Below are 24061 nucleotides of genomic sequence, written 5' to 3' on the forward strand. Positions count from 1 at the left end.
CGTCGCCTAAGGCTGTGCTTGCGTGACGCCTTTTTTCAAAAACAACCAGTTCGACGCCTGCAAGCCGTCGAACTTGATTGTATAGCGGCCATCAAGGTAGGTCGCGGGCAGCTTCTTCATTTGTCCCAGAATGCCGTGGGTGAACAGTGTCAAGCCTTGCGGCGCCTGGATGGTTAGCGTGCCCTCGAGTGGCTCAACGTAAAAAGGTATTTTTTTGTCGTCTTGGGGGATGGCACGGGTGCCTAACGAAATCAGTAAATCCTGCGATCGGCCCACAGGCGCGTCGTCCAGACTCTGCACCACCACACTGGCGTTGGCGGTCTTCACTTGAACCTGAATGTTGCCAATGCTGATCGACTCACCGCCGATCCAGCCGGTAGCGGCCTGGGTACGCGGTGTATTGATGGTGTAGATGCCTTGTTTCCAGTTGCGCTTTAGCTCACCCGTGTCTGTCGTGGACTCGCTGGCATTGGCGTCCAGCAGCGACTGGTGAGGGTCATGAAATTCCTGTGCATTGCTTGGGATAACGCTCTGTTGCAACCAAGGCAATTCCGGCGTCTGTGGCATCGCGATTTCCAGCTTGCCTTTCTCTATGGCTGTGCGCAGTAGAGCAGAGTTGGCCGGTGTGATCATTTGGTTGAACAGGGTGCTTGGCGTCGGCGCGAAGACGTAGGTCGTTGTTGCTTCGCGAACGTCTGCACGGCGATAAAGCAAGGCGGCGGCGGGCAGAGTGGCCAGCATTGCAGGGTCGTTATAGGCGTGCCAGTTGTCGGCACTCATCCCTTCGCCCCCCAGTGGCTCCTGGCTGTAGGCATATTGCATCAGTGCATCCCAGCCTTGGTGGCGGGCGGTGCCGGCGATATAGAGTGGCAGCGAGTGACGGTCTGGTGTCGGGAAGGGCTCATTGTTCCACTCGGTGACGGTCAAGGGTTTGCCGGTGACCTGGCCGGCGGCAATCCAGTTCACTATGCCGTCGCTGTAGAGCGGGTTTTTCTCTATCTGTCCCGAGCCCCCGTAGCTATGGACGTCGATTACGTCGCCGGCGGTAAGGGCCGGCAGGGAGTTCAGGCTATCGCCGCCCCAGCTACTGGTCGTGGCGATGGGGACCTTCACGCCTATTCCACGCAGGTGTTGAATCATGTCGACGTTGAAACGTCGCTCCAGATCATTAAGGAACAACTTGGAGGGGCCTGGCTCCCAGGCGCGCCAGGTCTGGTCTGCAGATAGATTGTGCTGCTTGGCAAAGGCCTCGGCCTCGGCCATGTAGATTTTGTTGTGCTTTGGTACGTTCTTGTCTGGCAATAGGGCGTTGCCAAAGTGGCGGGTGACGTCGTTTTCGTTGGTAATCAGGACGGCGGCGATCGCCGGGTCGTCTTTGTAGGCGAGACCGGTGTAGCTGTTTACATGGGTCATGTAGGCTTCGGTAAAGCGCTTCATGGCTTTCTGAATGGTGAGATTCACATAGGAATAGCCCTTGAGATAGGCAAAATTTTGCTCTTCTTTTGGCAATTCATCGAAGCCATAAATGTTGTCGTTTTCAGTAAAGACTCGCTGGACGTGCATATCGAGCCACACATAAATGCCTTCGTCTTTCAGGCACTTGATCCACCAGTCGATTTTTTTCAGCGATTCCGGGCTCAGTTGCTGAGTGTTACGCGTGACCCTGCCGTCGCCAAAGATGTTCGGGAAGACCCATGGCGAGTCATGGTGGTGCAGTCGAACGAGATTGAAGCCCAGTGCCGACAGGCGTTTGGCCTGCTGCTTGATTGCATCGTCTGGCGTGAGGAACAGCGTGTAGGCCGAAAGGTTGGTGCCCCAGAAACGCGCCGCAGTGTTGTCCGCAAATAGCAATTGCTCGCCGGAGGCTTTGATGAAGCCGCGCTTGCCTGCAGGTTTTTCCTGAGCGTTGAGAAAGGACAGGTCGACCGGCGAGGTTTTCCAGTCGAGCTTGTCAGTCGGCCAGCTCTTTGGGTCCGATAGCCCGAAGCGCTCGGTATTGGTTGGGCCGACCGCCACATCGCCAGAAACGCTCAAGGTGGCTGTGAAATCTTGGCGGCCAGGTTTGATCGTGTTTTTGTAGAAAAAAGCACGCACCTCGGATTTATCGCCCGATTCAAAGTACACACTCGCCAGTGCGGGCTCGAAGCGCATTTCGATGCGTCGCCCTTGTGCATTCCCCCAGGACCAGCCGCGGTTGTCGGGTAGCAAAGTGGGCTCGCCCATTTCTCCAGCGAAAAGGGCGGGGTCGAACGTGAAGACGATGCCGCCACCTGACACGCCCCACTTCATGCTGTGTGCATCCAGGGTAAAGTTCCAGGTCAACTTATGCTCGTCTTGCTTCTGAATCTGCGCAGTCAAGTCGAAATCCAGCGCTTTGTTTTTGCCTGCAAGGGAGTATCGATAAGGGGTGCTTACCTTGAATTCGGTCTGCAAATACGTCCAGTCCCAGTTCCTCCCAAAGAACGAGAATGTCGTAGCAACTACCGGACTGCCACCACGCACCAGCATTGGCAGGCCATTGCGCTCATCCACACTGACGACCCATTCCGACGCCCAGGTCCTGAACGGCCAAACAACAAGGCACAGGAGAACCAGGAGCTGCATAGGAGTGCGGCGAAACAGAGTGGTCATTGGCATTACCTGAGTTGAAGGTTGGCACTCGCAGTGACTGCAGTTGAGGTGTGCTTGAGCCTGCGCGCCATCTGAGCATAGGCAACTCCCAGCCCAGCCACCGACCAATACACCACGGGGATCACCGAGATGCTGCTGACGGTAACGATGGTGACCAGGATCCCGGCCAATGTCGCCAGAAGTGCACGTCCGAGTCGGCGTGCCTCATCGTCTTTGTTGGGGAACGAACGCATGCCCTTGCGGATGCCCTGCAGAACGCTGACGAAAAAAACCACGAAAAGCGTCAAACCAATCAAACCGAACGACAGCGCTACGCCGATATAGGTGTTCACGATATCGATGATCCCCTGGCCCTGAGTCAAGGACTGCATTTCCGGTGTGCTGCGGTAATCGAAAGAACCCAGCCAAGGGTTGCGCTGGATAACGATCACTGCGTTATCAATCAAGCGCTGCCGGTAGGTGATGTTCTCTACTTCCACCGTGCCGATGAACGGTAGCAGATCAAGCACTTTTTGCCCGCCCGGCACAATGGCCAGCAGGGGAAGGGCGAGCACCCCGGCGGCCGCCAGCAGCATCAGGCGTTTGACCGCTTTACGGCCGGTGCCGATGAACACGACGATCATGGCGGCTGCACCGACCCAGGGTCCACGCGACAGCGGCACGTACAGACCACCGGCGAGCAACAGCGCGCCGAGGCTGCGCTGCAATTTGCTACGTACATTTTCCTGCAAGTACAGGTAAAAGCCGATGGCCACGCTGATGACGAAGCCCAGCGCAATGGCCTGGCCGGTAGTGGCGCTGGCGCGCAATGAGCCACCACGGCTCAAGTAGCCGGGATCCCATTGCATGCCCATGGCGTTGACCACCGCGCTGTACAGCTGCCAGTGCTTGGCATATTCGAAGAGACCTATAAGCGACAGCACCATGGCGGCGAGTACAAAACCGAACAGAGCGTCCTTGAAGTCGCTGAGGTTCTTCAGCGCCCGGCTGGCAACGTAGTAAGGCAAAAAAACTTCGATGAACAGGTAGAGCGTTTGGCGCAAAGTGTCGGTGACCGTGGTTTCGCGCAGGTAAAGCAGACTCGTCAACAGCATGTTGGCGGCTAACAGCTTGTCAGGCCAGGTGCGCCCGAAAGGGACCGTGTCTGCTCGCCTGCGCAGAGCGAAAAAAGCCGGTAGCAACACACACAGTGCCAGCAGACGAACATGGTTAAGGGCAAAAAAATAGTTGATCAGGCCGAAGCCAGGAATCTCCACTGGGGACGGCGGGATGAGAAACAGCAGTAGGAAAAATAGCGCCACGGGATTGCGTTCGCTATTTCGTGCGAAGGTCAAAACGATCGCGGCAATGCCTGCGTACACCCAGAAACTGTGCGAAACAAAGGCCAGTAGCGTCAATACGAACCACAGATTGCGCCGACGAGTGAAATTACGGTCGGGAATCAGGTCTGCTGCTGGTCGACGTGCCATGGCAAAGACGACGCCAGCAAGGACCAGAATGACGATTAACGCTCGGAAGTGCTCAGGCATGGATGATTGGACTTATTGATTGATGAGCGACGGCTAGTGGAATGGCCAAACGCGACTATAGTTCCTTTTGAGCCATTGAGTCCTGGGATGATGTTATGTCGTTAGTTGATTTGTCGCCATCGTTGGGCCTTCGTAAGCGAGCGATCTCTGCTGGGGCATGGAATCTCGGGGCGCTGGTTACGTCTCAAGCCTTTCGCTTGGGCGGCAACCTGATAATGGCCCGTCTGCTGATGCCGGAGATGTTCGGCATCATGATGATCGCCATCACCGTTTCGCTGGTTCTGCACTTGCTTTCCGACGTCGGCTTGCGCCAGAACATTATTCAGAGCCCGCGTGGCGACGATCCGGTGTTTCTCAATACCATCTGGACCGTGCAGATCGTGCGCGGCTTTATCCTTTTTGCTTCGACACTTCTCCTCGCGGCCCTCGCCTGGTTTGCACAGACCCACAATCTGTGGTCGGTCAATTCCACCTACGCCGCACCCGAGTTGCCGCTGGTGTTGGCCGTGACCAGTTTCTCGGCAATCATCACTGGTTTTCAGTCGACGAAAATCGACCTGGCAGTGCGCGCTTTCCAGCAAAAGAAAGTGGTACTCACCGAGTTTGCGTCCCAGCTCACCGGGCTGTTGGTGATGCTGGGCATCGGTTACTTCACCAGGTCCATCTGGTCACTGGTGGCTGCGGGTCTGGTCTCAGCGATGGTCAGCACTCTGCTGGGGCACTTCTGGTTCGAGGGCCCACCTAACCGTCTGCAGTGGGAACGTTCTGCGCTCAAGGAATTAGTCGGCTTCGGCCGTTGGATACTGTTGTCGTCGGCAGTGGGCGTATTGGCCATGTACGGTGATCGTATCTGGTTCGGCGGCAGCATGACGACCAGCGAACTGGGCGTTTACTCCATTGCCGTGCTGATCTTGGGAGCTGTTCAGCTTGGGTTGCAAAAGATATTCGGGGCCGTGGCCTTGCCGGCCTTCAGTGAGGCCTCAAGAACTAATGACCCCGTACGGCTCCAGGCTTTGTACTACCGCTTGAAATTGATGATCGATCTTGCCTGTCTGTTTTTATGTGGACTGTTCGTTACTGGCAGTCCACTGCTCATCAGCGTTTTGTACGATGAGCGTTACGCCCAGGCCGGGAACATGATGGCCATTCTTTCACTCTCTTTTTTCACAATGCGCTACATGCTGGCGCATCAGGTCTGGATTGCCTTGGGGCACACAAAATACCAGGCCATGGATAACATTATTCGCGTGGTCTCGTTGTGGGTGCTGCTGCCTCTGCTGCTGGCGATTGGCGGGGTCAAATATGCGATTTGGGGTGCTGCCCTGTATACGTTTCCTACGCTTATCCTGGTTTTTTATGTCAATCGTCGTCTGGGGCTGTTCAATCTCAAGCGTGAAGTGGTGGTACTGCCAATGCTGGCGGTGGGGGCTTTGTGTGGGGAGTTGTTGACGAGTATTGCTAACTGGCTTTGATTTGATCTACTTCTCTTGATGTTTCCAAAGCTGTGGCACAGCGTCGCCATTGAGGTGTTGATGGCGGCCGCCAAAAAAATGTGACCTTGATGTGCAGTTGAAATTTCCAGCGTAATCTCGATGTCGTGGAGCTTTGAATCATGAGAGAAACTGATTTGAATACCTCTGTGATGGATCGCAGAGGCTTCCTCCAGGCTTTTGCTCTGTTGAGTTTTGGGGGGCTCATGTTCGGATTTTCCGAAGCCGTTGCCCGGCCTTCTGCTGCTAAATCCGAGTTTGTTGTAATCAACGGATGGGTGCTGCCTGCCCAGCATTTTCGGCAAACACAAGCATGATCAAAGACTACCAATCGCAGAAAGAGCTCCGCGACCACTATGACGTCTGCATCATCGGTGGGGGGCCAGCCGGCATTACGCTGGCCTTGCGTTTAGCCGGGAATGGTCGGCGTGTGGTGCTTGTCGAGGGCGGTGGGCACGAGTATTCACCGACCTCGCAGAATCTCTACAAGGTCTCATCGTCAGGCCTCGAGGTGTACGCTGAGGAAACACGCCTGCGCTTTCTTGGCGGTACCTCCAATCACTGGGCCGGGCGATGCCGTCCATTCGAACAGTCGGACTTCACCGTAGGCCCTCCGGTGCACGTGCCCGGTTGGCCCATCGCGTTTGCCGAGATCGAGCGCAATCTGTCGGCGGCCATGGAAATTGTAGATCTTGCGCCGCACTCCGGATTCAAGGCTATCAATGCGACTTTGGACGGCACCGAATTTGACGCTGATCGTTTCCTGCTAAGCCCGCCGACGCGGTTTGCACAGAAATATGCCAAGGCACTTAATGAGACCGAAGGGCTGGATGTCTTCATCAATTGCAATTGCGTCGATCTTGAGTTCGACAGCAAGACCGGCCGCATAGCAACGATAGTCGTCTCGGACTACGAGTTGCATCGAGAGCGAGTCGCGGCAAAACAATTCATTCTGGCGACAGGCGCGATCGAGAATGCCAGGCACCTGCTCAACAGTGAGTCCCTGGCAGCTGGCGGTATCGTCAGCAAGGATGGTTTTGTCGGTAGATGCTTCATGGAGCACCTGAACGTCGAAATGGGAACCTTCATCCTGAAAGACGGGCAGGGTACAGATGCTCGACAGTACTTCACGACCGATGCATTCGTGATGGAGCACGGGTCGGGTAAAGGGAATGTGACGGCCTCGTTTGTAGCTGAAGTGAAAACCTATGGGCGATTGGCTGCCATCAAGAGCTTTTTCGAGAACCTCGTCTGCGAAGTGGGTGCGGAGCACAAGGTTGAATTTATTGCCAAGTTCGATTGCCCTGGGGATGGGGTGCTCGGCACGCTGATCGAGCAGTTTCCCAACCCCAATAGTCGCATCTCGTTGCTCGACGAGCGAGATGCGTTAGGGATGAGAAAGGTAAACGTTCACTGGGAACTAAGCCCCGAAGACAGAAATACCGTCAAGTCCATCGGGCTCGAAGTGGCGAAGTGTTTTGCTGACACAGGGCTGGGCTTTGTCAAGTTGGAAGAGTGCGTGTATGACGTCGATTTGCCACTGAAGGTCAATCCCCATGCTCATCATATGGGGACCACACGGATGGCGATTTCGCCTGAGTTTGGCGTGGTCGACGAGAACTGCAAAGTGTTCGGTATCGAGAATCTTTACGTTGCGGGCAGCAGTGTTTTCGCTACGGGCGGTGCCTGTAATCCTACGATGCCTCTTTTGCAACTTGCTCTGAGGCTGGCGGACTATCTTAACCATCAAATGGGGCCCGTGGTGGGCAGGTATTCCTGAGTGGGAGGATTTGTGGATTTTTTGAGTGTTGAATTTCAGGGAGGCGTCTACGCTTAGGGTAGTGGTAATCAAGAATCAGGGTGTATCTAACCTTGGCACAGATGTATATCGCTGAATTATTGAGGCTGACAGGATGATTGGTCTACTAAAGCGCACGATTGCTCATATTGCCAAAACAACGGGGCGTGGAACCTCACTCTATAAAAAATTCTGTAAACCGGATGGGCATGAATGGGCTAAACACCTGGCTCGATGGGGATCTCTGCACTCCGTCGGTAAAAACGTATGGATCAATCTTGGGTGCAACATAACTGACCCTACGCTAGTACGACTCGGAAATAATATAGCTTTATCTGATTGCACACTGTTCGGCCACGATGGCATAGTCGGCTTGCTCGATGTGCGCTTTGGTACAAAACTTGACTCTGTTGGCCCTATCGACATACGTGATAATTGTTTTATCGGTTATGGCGCTATCATCATGCCACGTGTGACTATTGGTCCGGATTCAATTGTTGCAGCCGGTGCAGTAGTGGTGAAAGATGTTCCGCCTGGGGTAGTGGTTGGGGGTAATCCAGCCAAGGTTATTTGTACGCTGGAAGATCTGTTGGCGAAAGTCGAAGAACGTTGCGCCACTTACCCGTGGATTGACCTCATCAGGCAACGCAGCGGACTATTCGATCCGGAATTAGAACCGAAACTTAAAGCAATGAGAGTGCAACATTTTTTTGGCGAGCAGCCCAATGGTTAGTGCTCCCCTTGATGTGTTGGTAGTCAATTACAATACAGCGGCTCTGTTGCAACCGATGTTTAATGCGTTACGCCAGTCTAATAGTGTGGGTCGCACACGCTATTTGGTGGTGGACAATGCCTCTGCCGATAATTCGCTGGAGTGTCTGGCAACTATTTGTCCAGAAGCGTTGCAACTGGCCAATGAAAATAATGTTGGCTTTGGGCGTGCCAACAATCAATTGGTTGAACACCTGCAGGGCAAGTATGCGTTGCTCCTCAATACCGATGCCTTCGTTGCTGCGGATACGCTGAGCAAGACCCTCGACTACATGGAGGCTCATCCTGATTGTGGTGTCCTGGGCGTTCGGTTGGTTGGACGAGAGGGAGATTTGCAAGCCTCCTGCCGCTATTTTCCGACGCCATTGAATGTCTTCCTCTCGCGCACAGGGCTTGAGCGCTTTTTCCCTGTGGTGAAGAGGGTGGACGACATGGCCTGGGATCATGCTTCGGTGCGTGAGTGCGACTGGGTGCCTGGGTGCTATTACCTGATCCGTCGTGAAGTCATCGACCAGGTTGGCTTGTTCGATCCGCGCTACTTCCTTTACTTCGAGGAGATAGATCACTGCAAACGCGTCAAGCAGGCGGGCTGGAAGGTGGTTTACTACCCGCATACCACGGTGGTGCATATCGGCGGTGAAAGTGCCAAGTCTGTTGACAAACTTAATGCGGTTTGTCACCAGCTACCCACATTACAAATCGAAAGTGAGCTTTTGTACTTCCGCAAGCACCACGGCCTAGTGGGTTTGGCCTTACATATGGTACTGGTGAGTCTGGGTGATCTGATTTTGGCGCTCAAGGCGCTATTGAAAGGCCACGGCTGGGCCGCTATAGGCGCGTGTTGGCAGCATGCTCGTGTGACCTGGGCGTTGCTGCGTGATACCAAATTCGCTAGCCAACCCACACGGTAGAGCAATTTATGTTCGAAAACATACGTGCTGACTTGCGTGCCTACGCGGGAGATTGGGGGGCTCAGGGGTTTTGGGTGATGGTGGTTTATCGCTTTGGGCGCTGGCGCTACGGTGTGCGCCCAGCGCTGTTGCGTAAATTGCTCTCTTTTATATACAAAGTGCTCTTCAAACTGGTGCAGATCGTCACGGGAATCGAGCTGCCGTGTGAGGTTGTGATCGGGCGCAACTTCGTCATCGATCATTTCGGCGGAATCGTGATCAGTGGCTATGCGCAGTTTGGCGATGATTGCCGTATTCGCAATGGCGTCGTCGTGGGCCTTAAGAATGTGAATGAGCCGATTGCCCCGGTGATGGGTAACAATGTTGATATCGGTGCAGGGGCCAAGGTGCTGGGCAATATCCGCATTGGTAACAATGTCGTGATTGGTGCCAATGCTGTGGTGCTGACCGATGTACCGGACGACTCGGTGGCAGTGGGTGTGCCTGCGACTATCAAGAAAAGGAAGCACGCAGAAGCGAGGGAATGCTCATGAACCACCCGATGGATTACTTCAATTGCGTCGCTGAGTGAACGCCATGGCTATCGGTATGGGTGTCGTTGTTATCGGTCGCAATGAAGGCCCACGTCTGGAACGTTGCCTGGCTTCACTGGTCGGTGCGGCGCAGAAGGTCGTTTATGTCGACTCTGGATCAACGGATGGTTCAGTGCAGATTGCCCTGGCGCTTGGGGTCGCCGTGGTCGAGTTGGATATGACGATTCCCTTTACGGCTGCGCGCGCGCGCAATGAAGGATTCGCCTGTGTGCAACGCTTATTGCCAGCGATGCGTTATGTGCAGTTTGTCGATGGTGATTGCGAGGTTGTCGGTGGCTGGCTGCCCCAGGCACAGGCCTTTCTTGATACTCATCCTGACGTCGCGGTGGTCTGTGGACGGCGCCGCGAACGTTTTCCACAGCACTCGATTTACAACTTACTGTGTGATCTCGAATGGGATACGCCGGTAGGTGAGGCCAAGGCATGTGGTGGCGATGCGCTGATGCGGGCTGACGCCTTCGCCGAAGCGACCGGGTTTCGACCGGATCTCATTGCCGGGGAAGAGCCTGAATTGTGTGTACGTCTGCGTGGGAATGGATGGAAGGTCTGGCGTCTGGGTGAGGAAATGACTTTGCACGATGCCACCATGACCCGGTTCGGCCAATGGTGGCAGCGTACCCTGCGCGGTGGTTACGCCTTTGCCGAGGGCGCATTTTTGCATGGGGCGGCACCGGAGCAGCATTGGTTACGTGAGTCGCGCCGTGCCTGGTTCTGGGGATTGGGTGTCCCTCTGGCGACTGTTATCGCGAGTTTGATGTTGGGGTGGTTTGGGCTGCTTCTGCTGCTGGTCTATCCATTGCAGGTCGTGCGCTTGGCCCGCAGGGGCGATAGATCCACGCGCGAAAACTGGCTGCGGGCTTTCTTTCTCGTGCTGGGGAAATTTCCCGAGATGCTCGGGCAAGTCAAGTTTCTTTTGAACAGATTCGGCGCCGGCAAGACGGCGTTGATCGAATACAAGTGAGACTGCGATGAATAATTGGGTGATATTAAAAAGCGTATTGTTTTTACATGCAGGGTACTCGTTAAGAGCGTTAAATAATAAGTTTAAAATGATGATTTTAATTGTAAAAAACTGGTCTGAACTAAAATTGTTTTTCTGGCGCATGTCGAACGCTCTGGGGAAGTCCGGTGTTGAGAAGTTGGGCGGGGATTGTGTAGGTGTGGTCCATTGGCCATACATCAGTAGAAGCTGGAGTTCTCAGAGTAAACTTAGCGTATTAGCCTCGCATTACGAAGTCGTCACCAAAAGCTGCCCGCAGCTGTTGCTGTTGGGGCGAAATGACAGTTTGATGTTGAGTGATTTGTCGGCGTTCGCTGCGGGTTGTTCCTTGGTTCTGGATCGTCCGGTATGGTTTATGCGTGAAGGGGAGCTGGTGCTGAACCTGTTTCAGGGCGATTTGCGTATTGCATCAATAGCATTCACCTTGTGTCGCACCGACACTGAGTTGTGTATTTTTATCGGTGCAGTTCAAGGAATACACAAAGGCGTGGAGAGTGATCGGTCCTTGAGTATTTATAGGGACCTGACAAAAGATTTTGAAGGTCTTCGGCCAAGAAGTTTTCTGATTGAAGTGATTAAATATATTGCAATCAATATTGGTGTTGGGAGGATTTATGCGGTAGGGGATGGGTATCGTCATCATCGTCATCCGTACTTCGGCGCTGAAAAAGCTAAAGAGCTTGCGGCCAATTATGACTTGATCTGGCTGGAGCATGGAGCGACTCCGTCAGAGCGCGAAGATTTTTTTGAGATTCCCATGGTCCTGTCAAAAAAGGCGCTTGAAAGTATTCCTTCAAAAAAACGCGCGATGTACCGCAGACGTTACGAACTTCTAGATGATACGTTTAGAAAGATAGACAGCGTGTTGATAGGCAGTTATAGCAGCCACCGTGTTGCGAGTTGATGTTCCTGGTACCTGTACTGCTGTGGGATTACCTGCAGTAATAATCCACCGCTACGACAACTAAATCTGGTTTCTATGCGTATCGCTTATTTCATCAATCAATACCCGAAGGTCAGCCATAGCTTCATTCGTCGCGAGATTATGGCGTTAGAGCGTCAGGGCTTTGTGGTGCAGCGCATTGCTTTGCGTGGCTGGGATGCCGAGTTGGTGGATGCCGAGGACGTGTCCGAACGCAGTAAAACGTGTTATGTGCTGCAGGGCGGAGTCAAAGGCCTGTTAGTGCCTGCGCTGCAGGTGCTGCGCGCCCAGCCGCGACGCTTTTTTTCGGCGCTGTGGCTGGCGCTACGCATGGGCCGGCGTGCCGATCGCCCCTGGCCGTACCATTTGGTCTATTTGTTTGAGGCATGTCGCGTGCTGTCTTGGTTGCAGGCGTTCGGCGCCGAGCATGTGCACGCGCATTTCGGCACTAACTCAACCGAGGTGGTGATGCTGGCCAATGCACTCGGCGGGCCAGCGTACAGCTTTACCGTGCACGGCCCGGAAGAGTTCGACAAACCACAGTTCATTCATTTGGGCGAGAAAGTCCGGCGCGCGGCTTTTGTCGCGGCGATCAGTTCTTATGGGCGCAGCCAGCTATATCGCTGGGTAGCTCATGCGCACTGGCCAAGGGTAAAGGTGGTGCACTGTGGGCTGGAGCGGGCGTTTCACGATGTGCCGGCCGTTGCCGTGCCATCCGCGCCGCGGTTGGTTTGCGTAGGTCGTTTGTGTGAACAGAAGGGCCAATTGTTGTTGCTTGAGGCCGCCCGCATCCTGGCAGCGCAAAACGTGGAGTTCGAGATAGTACTGGCCGGCGATGGGGAAATGCGTGCGCAAATCGAAGCCCTGATTGCACGGCATGGCTTGCAGGCGCGGGTGCGAATTACCGGCTGGATCAGCAGCGAACAGGTGCGGGCGGAAATTCTTGCGGCGCGGGCCTTGGTGTTGCCGAGCTTCGCCGAGGGCTTGCCGGTGGTCATCATGGAAGCCATGGCGTTACGCCGACCCGTACTGACGAGTTATGTGGCGGGCATTCCCGAGTTAGTGCGTCAGGGTGAGAACGGTTGGTTGTTTCCCGCTGGAGCGGTGGATGAGTTGGCGGCGGCGCTGGCGGACTGCCTCGCGCAACCTGTCGAGGTGTTGCAGCGGATGGGCGAGGCGGCTTATCAGAGAGTGCTGGAGCGCCACGACATCGATACCGAAGCGGCCAAGTTGGCTAATTTGTTTAGGGCGCAAGCATGATCACGTTACTTAGTTGGCTGTTCAGCTCACTGCTGATACTCATCGTCCTGCCGGTGTTGGTGCTGTTTGTGCAGGTGCTGATGGCCTGTCTGCCTGCACGGTCGCGATCGTCGGCGCAAGGATCGCGACCGCGGGTGGCGGTGTTGATACCGGCAAACAATGAATCCTCGATCATAGTCGCGACGTTAAATAGCATTCGGCCGCAGTTGCTTTTGGGTGATCGCCTATTGGTGGTGGCGGATAACTGTTCTGATGACACGGCCGCGCTGGCCCGCACGGCGGGCGCCGAGGTGGTGGAGCGAAGCAATGATCAGCAACGTGGCAAGGGTTATGCGCTGGACTGTGGGGTGCGTCATTTGGCGAGCGATGCGCCGGACGTCATGATTATTATCGATGCGGATTGCCAGGTGGCTGAGGGTTCTATTGAGCGTTTGGCCATTTGTTGCATCGACTCAGGGCGGCCGGCGCAAGCCCTTAATTTGATGCTTGCTCCAGCAGGTTCGGGGCTAAAAGTGCGGCTTGCCGAGTTTGCCTGGTGTGTGAAGAATCGGGTACGGCCGCAGGGTTGGACCCGGCTTGGTTTGCCCTGTCAGTTAATGGGTACGGGAATGGCTTTCGTCTGGCGGGATCTGACTTTGATCAATTTAGCCAGTGGCCACATCGTTGAAGATTTGAAGATGGGCCTGGATTTCTGTCGAAGCGGCAAGCCGCCTTTGTTTTGCCCCGATGCTCTGGTGACCAGTTATTTTCCGCGTAGCGATGAAGGCTTAACTGCCCAGCGTACGCGCTGGGAGCATGGTCATCTGGGGGTCATTCTTGGTGATGCGCCAAAGCTTGTAGTGGAGTCGATTACCCGGCGTAACTGGAGCCTGCTGGCTATGACGGTGGATTTATGGGTCCCTCCGTTGGCGTTACTGACTTTGGTATTGGGCGCGTTCTATACCCTGTCATGGCTAGTATTTATGTTCGGTGGAGCTTTGGCGCCAGCATTGATAGCTTCTGTGGGGCTGGCAATATTGAGCGTGACTATCTTGTTGGCATGGAGCCAATTTGGTCGCGGGATCATCTCTTTTTCGGCTTTGTTGTATGCGCCGTTCTACGCGTTGAAGAAAATCCCCCTGTACATAGGCTTTGTGCTTAAGCGCCAAGTTGAATGGGTGCGTTCGAAGCGAGATGACAGTTAATGCGTGCTTTGGCTTGGCGGCACAACTGGCGAACGATTATCCAGAAACTCAGGGTGGTCAGTGATGTGGGTGATGAACAACGATTGATTGATGCTTTATCCAAGACTGAGTCGACGACGGTGCTTGGATTCGTCAATGCCCATGCCATGAACTTGGTGGCGGGTAACCCTGATTACTACAACGCGCTGTCGGCTGCTGACGTGTTATTACGGGATGGCTCTGGCATGGCGATCCTGTTTCGTCGATTCGGCTTAGAGCCGGGGCTGAATATGAATGGCACAGATTTCATCCCGAAATTACTGGCAGCGTTCAAGGGCCGGCGCGTGGCTTTCTGGGGTACTGAAGAGCCCTTTCTCGCCAATGCGGTGCAGCGTAGCGAAGCGATATTTGCGGTAAATGTCGTCTCTGCTCACCATGGTTTTGCTGAGGTGGATGCCTACATAAACCTTGCCCGGCAGTTGCAGCCAGAATTGGTGGTGCTGGGGATGGGCATGCCCAAGCAAGAAGCTGTTGCTGCCATGTTAGCCGCCAACGGCGTGCCATGTCTGGTCGTGTGCGGAGGGGCGATTCTGGATTTTCTCGGCGGCAAGGTGACGCGTGCTCCGCAATGGGTGCGTCGTCTCGGTTGTGAGTGGGTGTTCAGGCTAATAGGTGAACCAAAGCGATTATTCAGTCGCTATGTGGTGGGTAATCCGATGTTCTTGTTGCGCACATTGATCTACAGGGATTCCTGACGTTACAGGTATTTGACGCCTGGCTGGCGCCTTAAAAAACACGGCTGAAGTATCTTGAAAAAATCCGGCGTTGCACCTTTACTCAGGTTGGAATTATCGCCTTGACGGGTACTCAGCTGTCGAGCTTTCATTTCAAGTAATTAGGTTATTGATTTGTAAACTCAAATGGCCCTTCCTTGAATTGTGCTGATAACCACATGAAAAAATACATAACAGCATTCATACGTAAGTTAATATCTCCTTCAATTCGCTTTGAGCTAAGGAAAGCTGTCGCCTGGCTGCGAGATATACTTGGGAGGGCATGTTTTTGGCGCTGGGAAGTTGCCAGGTTCAAACTGCGAGAAGACAGCACCTATGACATTCTCTATGTGGGCAGGAAAACACAGCGGGAATTTGTGAAGGTTCTACTGGGCGCTGAATCTCAAGCGGTTGATAGCCCGTTGAAGTTGGATAACTCAGACCGGACGGTGTGGGTCAGTGAAATGCCGACCTTGGGAGCATTGTATGTGCCTCAATACCTGAGTGCTGTCGTGCCGCTGAGCAGGTCAATTGAGGATATTACCGCCAGATACAATACCGAGTTACGTCGAAATCTGCGCAAGAATCGGCTGCGCTATCGTATGAAACAGGCCTTGAACGATGACGAAATTGAAATCGCAGATCGGGAAATGCTTAAGCCCTATGCCAGCGCAAGGCATGGGGCAGCCGCCTCTCAAATTGAATCGCATGAGGTTCAAAGGGTGGCAAAAAATGTCGGGCGGCTCGATCTAGTTCTGTTGGAGGATGAAATTGTTGCATGCCATCTTGGGTGCGTAATTACCCGGGCAGGAAAACGCTACTGGAGCACGGTCCGTTTCGGTTATCCAAATGTTGTATTTTCAGATGCTAAGAAGTTACGTGAGATTAACTCGATTACCACGTTCATGGCGCTTGAGTGGGCGATAGAAAATGGTTTTGACTATTATGATATCGGAACTTGCCTGGCACGCCCGGACGACGGACTTCTCGAGTGGAAAAGACGGCGTGGCGGTGATGTAGATACGCTGGGCAACCACGGCTATTTATTTGTTCGACTGCCCAAGGTGGGCGCAGCCCAATTTCTTTGGGAGACACCTCTATTTGCTGTCGAAGGCAAAAAGCTGACACTTCATCTTGGGTTGCCGGACGGACCGAGTGATGAGGAGGTTGCGGGTCGATATCGTGAAATGGGTTTTGGTGGACTATTCAAAATATATCTTCATTGTTCCAGAAAGCCTAGAGAGGTGCTTCTCGACACCTTGCGCAGCCGCTACACGCATCTGACGTTACCCCCTGTCCTGGAAACTATTGTATCCACCTGAATAGGTTGCTGATGTAGAGAAGTACGGCTTAGGTGTTTGGCCACGAACGCTGTTTCTGTATAATGTCGGAATTTAATGCATTGACCAGTGGCGGCCAATCAAAGTGGGGTTAATTGATGGCGCTCTTTACAAAGGTAATGCCAAATCTTCGTGTCATCTTATACACGGCGTTAATGTGCTCCAGCCAGGTGGTTCGCTGTTGGTGTTACAGCCCCCTAATCGATTCCTCTGTTTTTTCAAATATCTAACGGATCGCGATCAGCAAAATTTTGGTTTTGTGGTCGGTACGCAAGAGGGCAATGGCTTTAGTATCGACCCCGATGAGGTTGAGCGTACGCTGGATCTATTCCCGTCATGACAGCTTTCTGGGTAATGTCGGGCTAGTAAGCATGCTTGCCGGAGAAGGCAAACACAGTCCGTACAAGAATGACGAAATCGAGCCACAGCGACCAGTTGTTGATGTATTCGATGTCCGAGTCAACCCGCCGGATCATCTGCTCTATATCCCTCGTTTCACCTCGATGTCCACGTACCTGAGCCAGGCCTGTGATGCCCGGTTTGATGTTGTGACGCGCAAAGTAGCCCGAGACGTCGGGCGAGTACTGTACATCGTGTTGAATAGCGTGCGGGCGAGGTCCCACCAGAGACATTTCTCCCATCAAAACGTTGAACAACTGCGGCAGCTCATCAAGGCTGGTCCGCCGAATAAAGGCTCCCACCCTGGTCAAGCGCGGATCATTCTTTTGTGCCTGCTTGACGATGCCGTCTGACGGCTGATGGACGACCATGCTTCTAAATTTCCAGATACGGAAAACCTCTCCACTCCACCCCATACGTTGCTGACGAAAGAACACGGGGCCGGGGTTATCGATCTTAATCGCAATGGCAACAACCGCCAGCACGGGTGCCGCAAAAAGCAAGATGAGAAAAGCCAGGACTTTGTCCTCAAGGTTCTTCAGAAACAGACGCATCCCCATCAGCGGAGTTTCAGACAAGGTCAGCACGGGAATGCCGGCAATTTCACGAACACTGTGGTTGATCAGGCGCAACGAGAAGATGTCAGGCACCCAGTTAACAGAGATGTGTTTATCGAACAGCCTTAAATAAACATCCTGGATAACCTCTGAGCCACCCAGAGGCGTCACAAAATAGACGGTACGAATGGCGTGTTTGATGACTAACTCATCAAGGTCGGAGATATCACCCAGTATCGACAGGCGTTGCGCGCCTTCCACAACTTCCTTTCCCCGATCATCGTCTGCGCCAATCAACACACATCCGACGATGCGTTCACCGAGCCAGGGATTATTGCTGATTTTCTTGTGAAGATAGCTGGCCAGTTCACCCGAGCCAATAATAAGAGCGTTTTCCAACTGCGTCGAATGCGCCAAAAACTTCTTCTGCATTTCGCGTGTCGCCAGGTGCAAAAGCAACTGAGCAAAATATCCAATAACAAATAACTCCCCAACCAACAATCGCGAGTACTGCTCGCTTTGTTTGGTTAGAAAGGCCATGGCAACGAGAAAACCAAATGTTGCAGTCCACGCCTTTAAAAGCTTGAAGGCTTTGACGGTAAATACAACGTTGCTGCGGTAAATAGCATAGTGGTCGTACACGACGGCCAACGCCCCAAGCAGCAGCAGGAGCAGGATCACGTAGTCCTGCGTTATGAAGCCGATATGATAGTTGATCAAAAACCACGCAACACCGGTTACCGCAATGCAATCGAGACCTGCCTGAATGACGATACTGGTACTGCTTCTTCGCTGGAGTACGGAACGGGTGCTGTTGGGCTCAAAAATCATTTTCAGACCTCATTTGCTTTCCCTCGCGCTCAATGATGACGAGAATCAGTTCACATTGCCCACGCTTGATAGCGTTAGCGTCACCGGCAAGCTACTCATACTTTTTATAAGCCCCTTCACCATCGAAATTAGCAGACTTGGGAGAATATGGTGACGTGCTATGACTTTAGCACCACTGCGCAATCAATCACTCAATCGACACGGTTTCAGTCAACCTTCTGCGCAACGTCGAGCTGATGGGGCTTGACGCCTGAGTTCAAGACTGTCGCTAACGCTTGAAAAGACAACACGCGGCGTCTGCCATCAGTGCTCTGTCAGTAGTCGGGATTGTTCGCAGAGAGGCTGGACGCGCAGCGATCGAGACGGCGCCCGCAATGGGCGCCGTCAGCGTTTGGGTCGATCAGACGCGTTCGAACAACACGGCGATGCCTTGGCCGCCGCCGATGCACATCGTCGCCAAGGCATAGCGACCCTGAACACGGTGCAGTTCATGAATGGCTTTGGTGGCAATGATCGCGCCGGTCGCGCCGACCGGGTGGCCCAGCGAAATCCCCGAACCGTTCGGATTGACCTTCTCCGGGTCGAAGCCCAGTTCCTGCGCCACGGCACACGCCTGAGCGGCGAAAGCCTCGTTCGACTCGATCACATCCAGATCGGCGACTGTCAGACCCGCGCGTTTGAGTACCAGCCGGGTGGCCGGAATCGGACCCAGCCCCATCAGTTCAGGCTCGACACCGGCATGGGCATAACCAACCAGTCGGGCGATGGGCTTGAGGCCTTGCCCGCGAACCATCTGACCTGTGGCCATGATCAGTGCCCCGGCACCATCATTCAGTCCCGACGCGTTGCCGGCGGTGACGCTGCCGTCTTTTTTGAATGCAGGTTTCATCTTGCCCAATTGCTCGGCACTGACATCTGCACGGACATGCTCGTCCGTCGCAAATGTCACGGTACCTTTTCGGGACGGGACCTCGATCGGCACGATCTGCCCGATGAACCGGCCTTCGGCAATTGCCCGGGCAGCCCGTTGTTGGCTGACCTGCGCCAGTTCATCCTGGGCCTGGCGAGTGATGCCATAGCGTTCGGCGATATTTTCCGCGGTGATCCCCATATGGAAACCGGCAAACGGATCGTGCAGAGCACCGAGCATGTAGTCGATGGCTTGCATATCACCCATCCGTGCGCCCCAGCGTGCCTGCGGCAACAGATAAGCGCCGCGGCTCATGGACTCGACGCCACCGGCCAATGCAGCACCTGCATCACCCAACATCAAACTTTGCGCGGCGCTGACAATGGCCTGCAAACCAGAACCGCAGAGGCGGTTGACGTTGAAGGCGGGCGTCTCTTTCGGCAGGCCGGCATTCATCGCCACGGCACGAGAAATGTAGGCGTCACGTGCTTCCGTCGGGATCACATGACCCATCACCACGTGACCGATGTGTTCAGGTGCCAGCCCTGATCGTTCAATGGCGGCGCGGCAAACGTCAGTCGCCAATTGAATGGGCGGCACATCTTTGAGCGAACCGCCAAAGCTGCCGATGGCCGAGCGGACGGCGCTGATAACAAAAATGTCGGATGGATTCATGCGGATTCCCCTGGAACAGTCCTGGATTCGATTGTGTTTCAGTACGTTTATTGTAGGGCGAGTCTAGAGTCGGCAACGTTATTGGCCTATGCCAAAACTGCTCAAGGGGGGTGGTGTTTTTTGCCATTTCAGATGAAGTAGATTTTAGATCCACCTGAACAGGTCGAAAGCGCAGAAAAGGTAAAAAACCCGGAGCAAGCCCCTCGCCACAAGTGTGGCTGTACCTGAATCGCGCTCTGATCGGTCCCACGCGGAGTGGGAACGATCAGTGGGTGCCGGTAAGTACCGCATCCCACCCTAATCCGACCTTACTCATCCAATTGCCGCGCAGCTAAGAACAGCTCAAAGCACGTAATGCTTCAGCTGCATGATTGTCGCCACGATCGACAGGCCCAGGCCATTGGAGTGGGCCGAGCGTTCGCGGGTTTTGGCCGACAGCGCGACGAAGTCCTCGCCAGCGTCCGGTGCTCGGGCCGCGACGTAAACCAATGAGTTGACTTTCGGATGACCCGGCGATCAGGCAGAGGAAGTGAGGGTGCTGGCTACGCTGACAACTCAATGACAAGTTTGTAATGCACGGCTCGCGTGTTTGTATGACTGCCGTACGTCGGAATCGAGGAACGGCCACCCATGAGAAAACTTCCAAACGAAGACTGTCTTTGGGAGTTTGAGCATGAGTGATGATCAAAAGAGGGAAGCCCTGGCGGCCTGGTATCAGCTCCTGAAAGAGCCCGAAATCCGGATGGATGCTGAAGAGCAGTACGACGAACTGCTCAAGGCCGCCGATGAGATGGAACGCACCGGACTCATCAGCAGCGTTGAATGGCGCAAGCTGGTTCAAGCGGCGAGCGCGGCTTTTGCCAATGCGACAGAAGGGTTGGGGCGCGGAACCTAGTGGTCAAACTTCTCTGGCTTGCTGTTCGGCCTGTTGGGCGAACCACTGCATGATCAGCGAGCAGGCTGGATGAGCGGCGGCGGAAGGTTGCAGGTTCAACGCGTAAATGCCGCGGGTCTTCAAGGGGTGGCCGAACGGAACGACGAGCGCGCCTCGCTCAAGTGATTCGCCTGCCAGGGTCAGGTCAGTCATGGCGACCCCCAGCCCTCGCGCCGCGGCATCGAGCGCCAACTCGTCGAGGTTGAAGGGGATGTGGCGGTAGTCCTCCAGCGACTTGCCACCGTTGGCTTGCAGCCACTGGACCCAGTCATGCTTGTCCGCCGAGCGATGCAGCAGCGGGAAACGCACCAGATCTGCCACCGACTCCAACGGCTGGGTAGTGCTGCCCAGGCCGGGGGCGCACACCGGCACCAGCGCTTCCTCGAACAAGGTCAGGCAGTCAGAATCGCTGGACGGCTCGGGCAGATAGAGAATGTAGGCGTCGCTGTCGATGGCTGGCTCCACCACTTCCGTGGCCACGGTTTCGATCGACAGCGAAACCTGCGGATGACTTCGATAAAACTCGCTCAACTTTGGCAGCAACCATCGAACCGCCAGCGACACATGCATGCGTATCCGAAAAGGGCGTTTCTGCGGTGCCAGCCGATCTTCCAGTGTTTTCAGTTGCGCCAGAATACTTCGAGCGGTCCCAAGCACCTGTTCGCCTTCCGGTGTGAGTCGAACACTACGGCTATTCCTCACGAACATCGGCAAGTCGAAGTGGCTCTCCAACTGCTGGATTTTTCGGCTCACTGCGCTTTGGGTCAGACACAGCTTTTGCGCCGCTTGCGTGAAGCTGCCCGAGCCTGCGACCTCGACCAGCGCCTGCAAGGCCTGGAGAGAAGGAGCGTGGTGAATTTTATCCATGCGTTTTCTGAATAGCTCGATGATTTTATAACGTTGGTTGTATCACTACAGGCCTTATAGATTTTAGCTCTAGCCAGCGCCAGCCGGAAATACCCATGCGATGACGTCATGTGCGGTGCTTGCAGAACGACGGGCAGATGAGGTGATGCATGACCAATGTATGTGGCTGGATTGCGCAGGCGGGAAGTTCACCCGCTCGCGATGCTCTCAAAGGCACGCAAAAAGCCGATTGGCTGATTGTCGGTGCCGGTATCACCGGGCTGTGTGCCGCTCACACACTTGCTGAAATGCACCCTCAGGCGCGGATCGTGATTGTCGACAGACAACGGGCCGCACAGGGGGCTTCGGCGCGCAATTCAGGCTTCGTGGTGGGTCACGAACATCCGGTCAAGGATGAGCTGATCGGCAACCCGGGGTTTGCCGGTTTTGAAGTTGATACCTTGATTTCCCGTGCCGCCAGTGACGAAGTGCGCCGACGCATCGCTCGTCTGGGCATCGAATGTGAATTCAGGGAATCGGGCTACTTATTCGCCGTCAACGATCCCGGCAAGTTGACCGATGTCGCGGCGAAACTGGCAACACTACGCGCTGTCGGCGCCTCTGCGCACTTTCTGGAAGGTGAACCGCTGAGCAAAAAACTGGGCACCGAGCATTATCGGGCCGCGATCTGGTGCGGCAATGGCAACGCACTGCTGCAACCCGCGAAATACGTCAAGGGCCTGCTGGATACGCTGCCGGACACGGTAACCCTCTTTGAGGACACCGATATCACCGGCCTGGAGCGGTTGGGCAAAGGGCGTATTCGCGCCAATGGCACCGATGGAAGCATCGAGGCCAGGCAAGTCCTGGTGTGCCTGAACGCGTTCATCCCGCGCTCAGGGATAGAGGACAGCGGGACGTTCCCGATGGAACTCAGCGCCAGCCTCACACGACCACTCAGCGATGCGGAGTTCAAGTCGATCGGCGCCGTTGAGCCTTGGGGCGTGCTGTCCACCCGGCCACTGGGTGCCACGGTGCGACTGACCCCGGACCGCCGCGTGATGATCCGCAACACGGCGGAATACCGTTCTCGGGATTTATCCAACAGTGAGCTTTTGCATCGTCGCAAACACCATGTGCTCGGCTTGCAACGACGTTTCCCGTTCTTGAACGAGCAGGACATTCAATACACCTGGACCGGGCACTTGAGCGCTTCGCGCACCGGGCAACCGTATTTCGCCAAGGTCGACGAAGGTGTGTTTGCGGTGGCCGGCTGCAATGGTTCGGGCGTTGCACCGAAAGCCGAGCAGGCGCTGCTCAAAATCAGGCCTTACGTCCAGTATTTCCACGCCTCCAAGTACATCAGCGACCTGGCGAACGGCAATGTCTGCGCCGTGATCGGTTTCAATGGCGACGTCGTGCAAGCGGCCGCCACCGCCAAGGAAGCCAACAACGGTATCGACATCGCCTATTCGATCCCTGACGAAGGTTCCACCCTGTGGTTCGACATGGTGGTCATGCCCAAGAGTGCGCCGCACGAGAAGAATGGCTACGCCTACATGAACTACCTGCTGACGCCGCAGGTCATTGCCAACATCAGCAACAGCATCCATTACGCCAACCCCAACCTTGCGGCGGATCAGTATGTTGTTCCGGCCGTGAAGCAGGATCTGGCGATTTACCCGCCGACACGTGTGCTGGACAAGTTGTTTACCGTAGAGGAACTCCCCGCGGCCATCGCACGGTTGACTACTCGCCTGTGGACCAAGTTGAAAACCAATACCTGATGATCAGGTGTACGCCAATAGCCGACCGCACATCACCACGCTGACCCATAACCCAATCGAAAGCAGCGCCTGGATTTTTGCGATTCCAGGCGTCGCAGTGCCCGTGTTCCACTGGGTGACCGAGCGGTATACCCCGATGTGGAACAGAGCAGCATTGAGCCCCGCAGTAGCGATCAGGCATAGCTTCAAGATGAAGATGTCATTCGATGCGAAGTCATGGGGATGGGCTGAAAACATCATCAGCCCGGCGGGCACGATCAACAGCAGGGCCAGGATGGACCAGGTCAGGAGGTGGCGAGCCAGGGCCGTCACCGCAATTTCTTTCGACAGCCCGAGCACCCGCAGATCGAACATCACGACAGAGCCGACAAGCACTACAAATCCAATGATGTGAACCACCTCGACCATCGGATACAGCCACAGGTCGCCGCGCATTGCCGCGCCAAGCTGCGAGTCGCCCACCCAGTCCAGCCAGCTGTCCGGACTCGATCCTGCGCTGGCATCGATGGCCTGCATCACCGCAACTCTGTGGTTTTGTCGCCGACGGTGATGCGTTCGGCGCGCATTTCATCGGGTTTGTTTCGATTCTGATAGCCGACCACGCTGGCCGTGTTACCCACACTCAGCATGTCCCGGGAAAGGCCGCGGTTCTCCATGCGCGAGGGCGGTGCCAGGACGACGTTCCAGGTTTTGTCTTGTGTTTTGAGACGCACGAAGCCGTGCGGATGGGAGTAACCGGATTCTTCTATCGTGCCGTTCAACTGCAGGGTATTGCTGGAGTCGTATTCACTCCAGCCGTGATGCGCGAACGCCGCCGTTGCAGCCAGTAACAGTGACAATCCAATGCTGCCGAGCATGCCTTTCATGACAAGTCTCCTGTTGCCGATCATTGATCAGCGTGAGTCCTGACGTACTTTTAACCACTGAGGTTTTTTAGAATA

At 54.9% G+C, this 24061-nt stretch carries 21 protein-coding genes and 3 pseudogenes; 16 read left to right on the top strand and 8 right to left on the bottom strand.

Translation table 11 applies throughout. From position 1 onward, the window contains the following. Nucleotides 1-6: 6 nt before the first annotated feature. Nucleotides 7-2631: a glycosyl hydrolase family 5 gene (locus ACYZT7_RS13255; RefSeq protein ID WP_462041357.1), complete on the bottom strand. Its 2625-nt coding sequence runs from the start codon at nucleotides 2629-2631 to the stop codon at nucleotides 7-9. 5 nt (nucleotides 2632-2636) lie between these two features. Beyond that, the gene (locus ACYZT7_RS13260) at nucleotides 2637-4160 is read right to left on the bottom strand and encodes an O-antigen ligase family protein (protein ID WP_462041358.1); all 1524 of its coding nucleotides are present in this window, start codon (nucleotides 4158-4160) and stop codon (nucleotides 2637-2639) included. A 95-nt stretch (nucleotides 4161-4255) separates the two neighbouring features. Between ACYZT7_RS13260 and ACYZT7_RS13265 the strand changes: the two genes are divergently transcribed. The 13 genes and pseudogenes from ACYZT7_RS13265 to ACYZT7_RS13325 form a co-directional block, all read left to right on the top strand. Then, entirely contained in the window at nucleotides 4256-5632 is a 1377-nt protein-coding gene (locus ACYZT7_RS13265) for an oligosaccharide flippase family protein (RefSeq protein WP_462041359.1), read from the top strand. Between the two features lie 140 nt (nucleotides 5633-5772). Then, on the top strand, nucleotides 5773-5967 hold the full coding sequence (locus ACYZT7_RS13270; protein ID WP_462041360.1) for a hypothetical protein: 195 nt from the start codon (nucleotides 5773-5775) through the stop codon (nucleotides 5965-5967). Beyond that, entirely contained in the window at nucleotides 5964-7430 is a 1467-nt protein-coding gene (locus ACYZT7_RS13275) for an FAD-dependent oxidoreductase (protein ID WP_462041361.1), read from the top strand. The genes ACYZT7_RS13270 and ACYZT7_RS13275 overlap by 4 nt, the downstream gene beginning before the upstream one ends. A 133-nt stretch (nucleotides 7431-7563) precedes the next feature. After that, nucleotides 7564-8181: an acyltransferase gene (locus ACYZT7_RS13280; RefSeq protein WP_462041362.1), complete on the top strand. Its 618-nt coding sequence runs from the start codon at nucleotides 7564-7566 to the stop codon at nucleotides 8179-8181. Next, complete coding sequence (locus ACYZT7_RS13285) at nucleotides 8174-9130, top strand: glycosyltransferase family 2 protein (RefSeq protein WP_462041363.1); 957 nt, start codon at nucleotides 8174-8176, stop codon at nucleotides 9128-9130. Before ACYZT7_RS13280 ends, ACYZT7_RS13285 begins: the two co-directional genes overlap by 8 nt. A gap of 8 nt (nucleotides 9131-9138) precedes the next feature. Beyond that, a complete protein-coding gene (locus ACYZT7_RS13290; RefSeq protein WP_462041364.1) occupies nucleotides 9139-9663 on the top strand; it encodes a serine O-acetyltransferase in 525 nt (174 codons plus the stop codon). Nucleotides 9664-9706: 43 nt separating this feature from the next. After that, the gene (locus tag ACYZT7_RS13295) at nucleotides 9707-10684 is read left to right on the top strand and encodes a glycosyltransferase family 2 protein (protein WP_462041365.1); all 978 of its coding nucleotides are present in this window, start codon (nucleotides 9707-9709) and stop codon (nucleotides 10682-10684) included. A 7-nt stretch (nucleotides 10685-10691) separates the two neighbouring features. Next, nucleotides 10692-11627, top strand: coding sequence for a DUF535 family protein (locus ACYZT7_RS13300; RefSeq protein ID WP_462041366.1), 936 nt, complete (start codon nucleotides 10692-10694; stop codon nucleotides 11625-11627). Nucleotides 11628-11702: 75 nt separating this feature from the next. After that, on the top strand, nucleotides 11703-12905 hold the full coding sequence (locus ACYZT7_RS13305; RefSeq protein WP_462041367.1) for a glycosyltransferase: 1203 nt from the start codon (nucleotides 11703-11705) through the stop codon (nucleotides 12903-12905). Beyond that, nucleotides 12902-14089: a glycosyltransferase family 2 protein gene (locus ACYZT7_RS13310; protein ID WP_462041368.1), complete on the top strand. Its 1188-nt coding sequence runs from the start codon at nucleotides 12902-12904 to the stop codon at nucleotides 14087-14089. Before ACYZT7_RS13305 ends, ACYZT7_RS13310 begins: the two co-directional genes overlap by 4 nt. Next, a complete protein-coding gene (locus ACYZT7_RS13315; RefSeq protein WP_462041369.1) occupies nucleotides 14089-14823 on the top strand; it encodes a WecB/TagA/CpsF family glycosyltransferase in 735 nt (244 codons plus the stop codon). Before ACYZT7_RS13310 ends, ACYZT7_RS13315 begins: the two co-directional genes overlap by 1 nt. 197 nt (nucleotides 14824-15020) lie before the next feature. Further along, nucleotides 15021-16163 carry a hypothetical protein gene (locus ACYZT7_RS13320; protein ID WP_462041370.1) on the top strand — a complete coding sequence of 381 codons (1143 nt, stop codon included), beginning with the start codon at nucleotides 15021-15023 and terminating at the stop codon, nucleotides 16161-16163. 157 nt (nucleotides 16164-16320) lie between these two features. Beyond that, nucleotides 16321-16521 (top strand): annotated as a pseudogene (locus ACYZT7_RS13325) (hypothetical protein); the annotation flags it as partial. A gap of 22 nt (nucleotides 16522-16543) precedes the next feature. Here the strand turns inward: ACYZT7_RS13325 and ACYZT7_RS13330 are convergent. From ACYZT7_RS13330 to ACYZT7_RS13340, 3 genes and pseudogenes are all read right to left on the bottom strand, one after another. Further along, complete coding sequence (locus ACYZT7_RS13330) at nucleotides 16544-17968, bottom strand: undecaprenyl-phosphate glucose phosphotransferase (RefSeq protein WP_462041371.1); 1425 nt, start codon at nucleotides 17966-17968, stop codon at nucleotides 16544-16546. A 400-nt stretch (nucleotides 17969-18368) separates the two neighbouring features. After that, nucleotides 18369-19553 carry an acetyl-CoA C-acyltransferase family protein gene (locus tag ACYZT7_RS13335; RefSeq protein WP_462041372.1) on the bottom strand — a complete coding sequence of 395 codons (1185 nt, stop codon included), beginning with the start codon at nucleotides 19551-19553 and terminating at the stop codon, nucleotides 18369-18371. A 426-nt stretch (nucleotides 19554-19979) separates the two neighbouring features. Continuing rightward, a pseudogene (locus ACYZT7_RS13340) lies at nucleotides 19980-20060 on the bottom strand (alpha/beta hydrolase); the annotation flags it as partial. Nucleotides 20061-20226: 166 nt separating this feature from the next. Here ACYZT7_RS13340 and ACYZT7_RS13345 point away from each other — a divergent pair. Next, a complete protein-coding gene (locus ACYZT7_RS13345; protein WP_462041373.1) occupies nucleotides 20227-20448 on the top strand; it encodes a hypothetical protein in 222 nt (73 codons plus the stop codon). A gap of 3 nt (nucleotides 20449-20451) precedes the next feature. On the opposite strand, the gene ACYZT7_RS13350 is transcribed toward ACYZT7_RS13345, so the two are convergent. Beyond that, nucleotides 20452-21354 carry a LysR substrate-binding domain-containing protein gene (locus tag ACYZT7_RS13350; RefSeq protein ID WP_462041374.1) on the bottom strand — a complete coding sequence of 301 codons (903 nt, stop codon included), beginning with the start codon at nucleotides 21352-21354 and terminating at the stop codon, nucleotides 20452-20454. Between the two features lie 149 nt (nucleotides 21355-21503). Between ACYZT7_RS13350 and ACYZT7_RS13355 the strand changes: the two are divergent. Both ACYZT7_RS13355 and ACYZT7_RS13360 read left to right on the top strand, forming a co-directional pair. Continuing rightward, nucleotides 21504-22613: pseudogene (locus tag ACYZT7_RS13355) on the top strand (NAD(P)/FAD-dependent oxidoreductase); the annotation flags it as partial. Continuing rightward, complete coding sequence (locus ACYZT7_RS13360; RefSeq protein WP_462041783.1) at nucleotides 22599-23120, top strand: extracellular solute-binding protein; 522 nt, start codon at nucleotides 22599-22601, stop codon at nucleotides 23118-23120. The pseudogene ACYZT7_RS13355 and the gene ACYZT7_RS13360, both read left to right, overlap by 15 nt. 3 nt (nucleotides 23121-23123) lie before the next feature. Here the strand turns inward: ACYZT7_RS13360 and ACYZT7_RS13365 are convergent, their stop codons facing one another. Together ACYZT7_RS13365 and ACYZT7_RS13370 are read right to left on the bottom strand one after the other, a co-directional pair. Then, a complete protein-coding gene (locus tag ACYZT7_RS13365) occupies nucleotides 23124-23636 on the bottom strand; it encodes a DUF6644 family protein (RefSeq protein ID WP_462041375.1) in 513 nt (170 codons plus the stop codon). Continuing rightward, a complete protein-coding gene (locus tag ACYZT7_RS13370; protein WP_462041376.1) occupies nucleotides 23636-23986 on the bottom strand; it encodes a DUF6152 family protein in 351 nt (116 codons plus the stop codon). The genes ACYZT7_RS13365 and ACYZT7_RS13370 overlap by 1 nt, the downstream gene beginning before the upstream one ends. Between the last annotated feature and the right edge of the window lie 75 nt (nucleotides 23987-24061).

The organism is Pseudomonas sp. RT4P38 (assembly GCF_054897765.1).

Coding starts and splice junctions, on each gene's coding strand:
- ACYZT7_RS13255 (WP_462041357.1), bottom strand. CDS start 2,631: ATGACCACTCTGTTTCGCCGCACTCCTATGCAGCTCCTGGTTCTCCTG.
- ACYZT7_RS13260 (WP_462041358.1), bottom strand. CDS start 4,160: ATGCCTGAGCACTTCCGAGCGTTAATCGTCATTCTGGTCCTTGCTGGC.
- ACYZT7_RS13265 (WP_462041359.1), top strand. CDS start 4,256: ATGTCGTTAGTTGATTTGTCGCCATCGTTGGGCCTTCGTAAGCGAGCG.
- ACYZT7_RS13270 (WP_462041360.1), top strand. CDS start 5,773: ATGAGAGAAACTGATTTGAATACCTCTGTGATGGATCGCAGAGGCTTC.
- ACYZT7_RS13275 (WP_462041361.1), top strand. CDS start 5,964: ATGATCAAAGACTACCAATCGCAGAAAGAGCTCCGCGACCACTATGAC.
- ACYZT7_RS13280 (WP_462041362.1), top strand. CDS start 7,564: ATGATTGGTCTACTAAAGCGCACGATTGCTCATATTGCCAAAACAACG.
- ACYZT7_RS13285 (WP_462041363.1), top strand. CDS start 8,174: ATGGTTAGTGCTCCCCTTGATGTGTTGGTAGTCAATTACAATACAGCG.
- ACYZT7_RS13290 (WP_462041364.1), top strand. CDS start 9,139: ATGTTCGAAAACATACGTGCTGACTTGCGTGCCTACGCGGGAGATTGG.
- ACYZT7_RS13295 (WP_462041365.1), top strand. CDS start 9,707: ATGGCTATCGGTATGGGTGTCGTTGTTATCGGTCGCAATGAAGGCCCA.
- ACYZT7_RS13300 (WP_462041366.1), top strand. CDS start 10,692: ATGAATAATTGGGTGATATTAAAAAGCGTATTGTTTTTACATGCAGGG.
- ACYZT7_RS13305 (WP_462041367.1), top strand. CDS start 11,703: ATGCGTATCGCTTATTTCATCAATCAATACCCGAAGGTCAGCCATAGC.
- ACYZT7_RS13310 (WP_462041368.1), top strand. CDS start 12,902: ATGATCACGTTACTTAGTTGGCTGTTCAGCTCACTGCTGATACTCATC.
- ACYZT7_RS13315 (WP_462041369.1), top strand. CDS start 14,089: ATGCGTGCTTTGGCTTGGCGGCACAACTGGCGAACGATTATCCAGAAA.
- ACYZT7_RS13320 (WP_462041370.1), top strand. CDS start 15,021: ATGAAAAAATACATAACAGCATTCATACGTAAGTTAATATCTCCTTCA.
- ACYZT7_RS13330 (WP_462041371.1), bottom strand. CDS start 17,968: ATGATTTTTGAGCCCAACAGCACCCGTTCCGTACTCCAGCGAAGAAGC.
- ACYZT7_RS13335 (WP_462041372.1), bottom strand. CDS start 19,553: ATGAATCCATCCGACATTTTTGTTATCAGCGCCGTCCGCTCGGCCATC.
- ACYZT7_RS13345 (WP_462041373.1), top strand. CDS start 20,227: ATGAGTGATGATCAAAAGAGGGAAGCCCTGGCGGCCTGGTATCAGCTC.
- ACYZT7_RS13350 (WP_462041374.1), bottom strand. CDS start 21,354: ATGGATAAAATTCACCACGCTCCTTCTCTCCAGGCCTTGCAGGCGCTG.
- ACYZT7_RS13365 (WP_462041375.1), bottom strand. CDS start 23,636: ATGCAGGCCATCGATGCCAGCGCAGGATCGAGTCCGGACAGCTGGCTG.
- ACYZT7_RS13370 (WP_462041376.1), bottom strand. CDS start 23,986: ATGAAAGGCATGCTCGGCAGCATTGGATTGTCACTGTTACTGGCTGCA.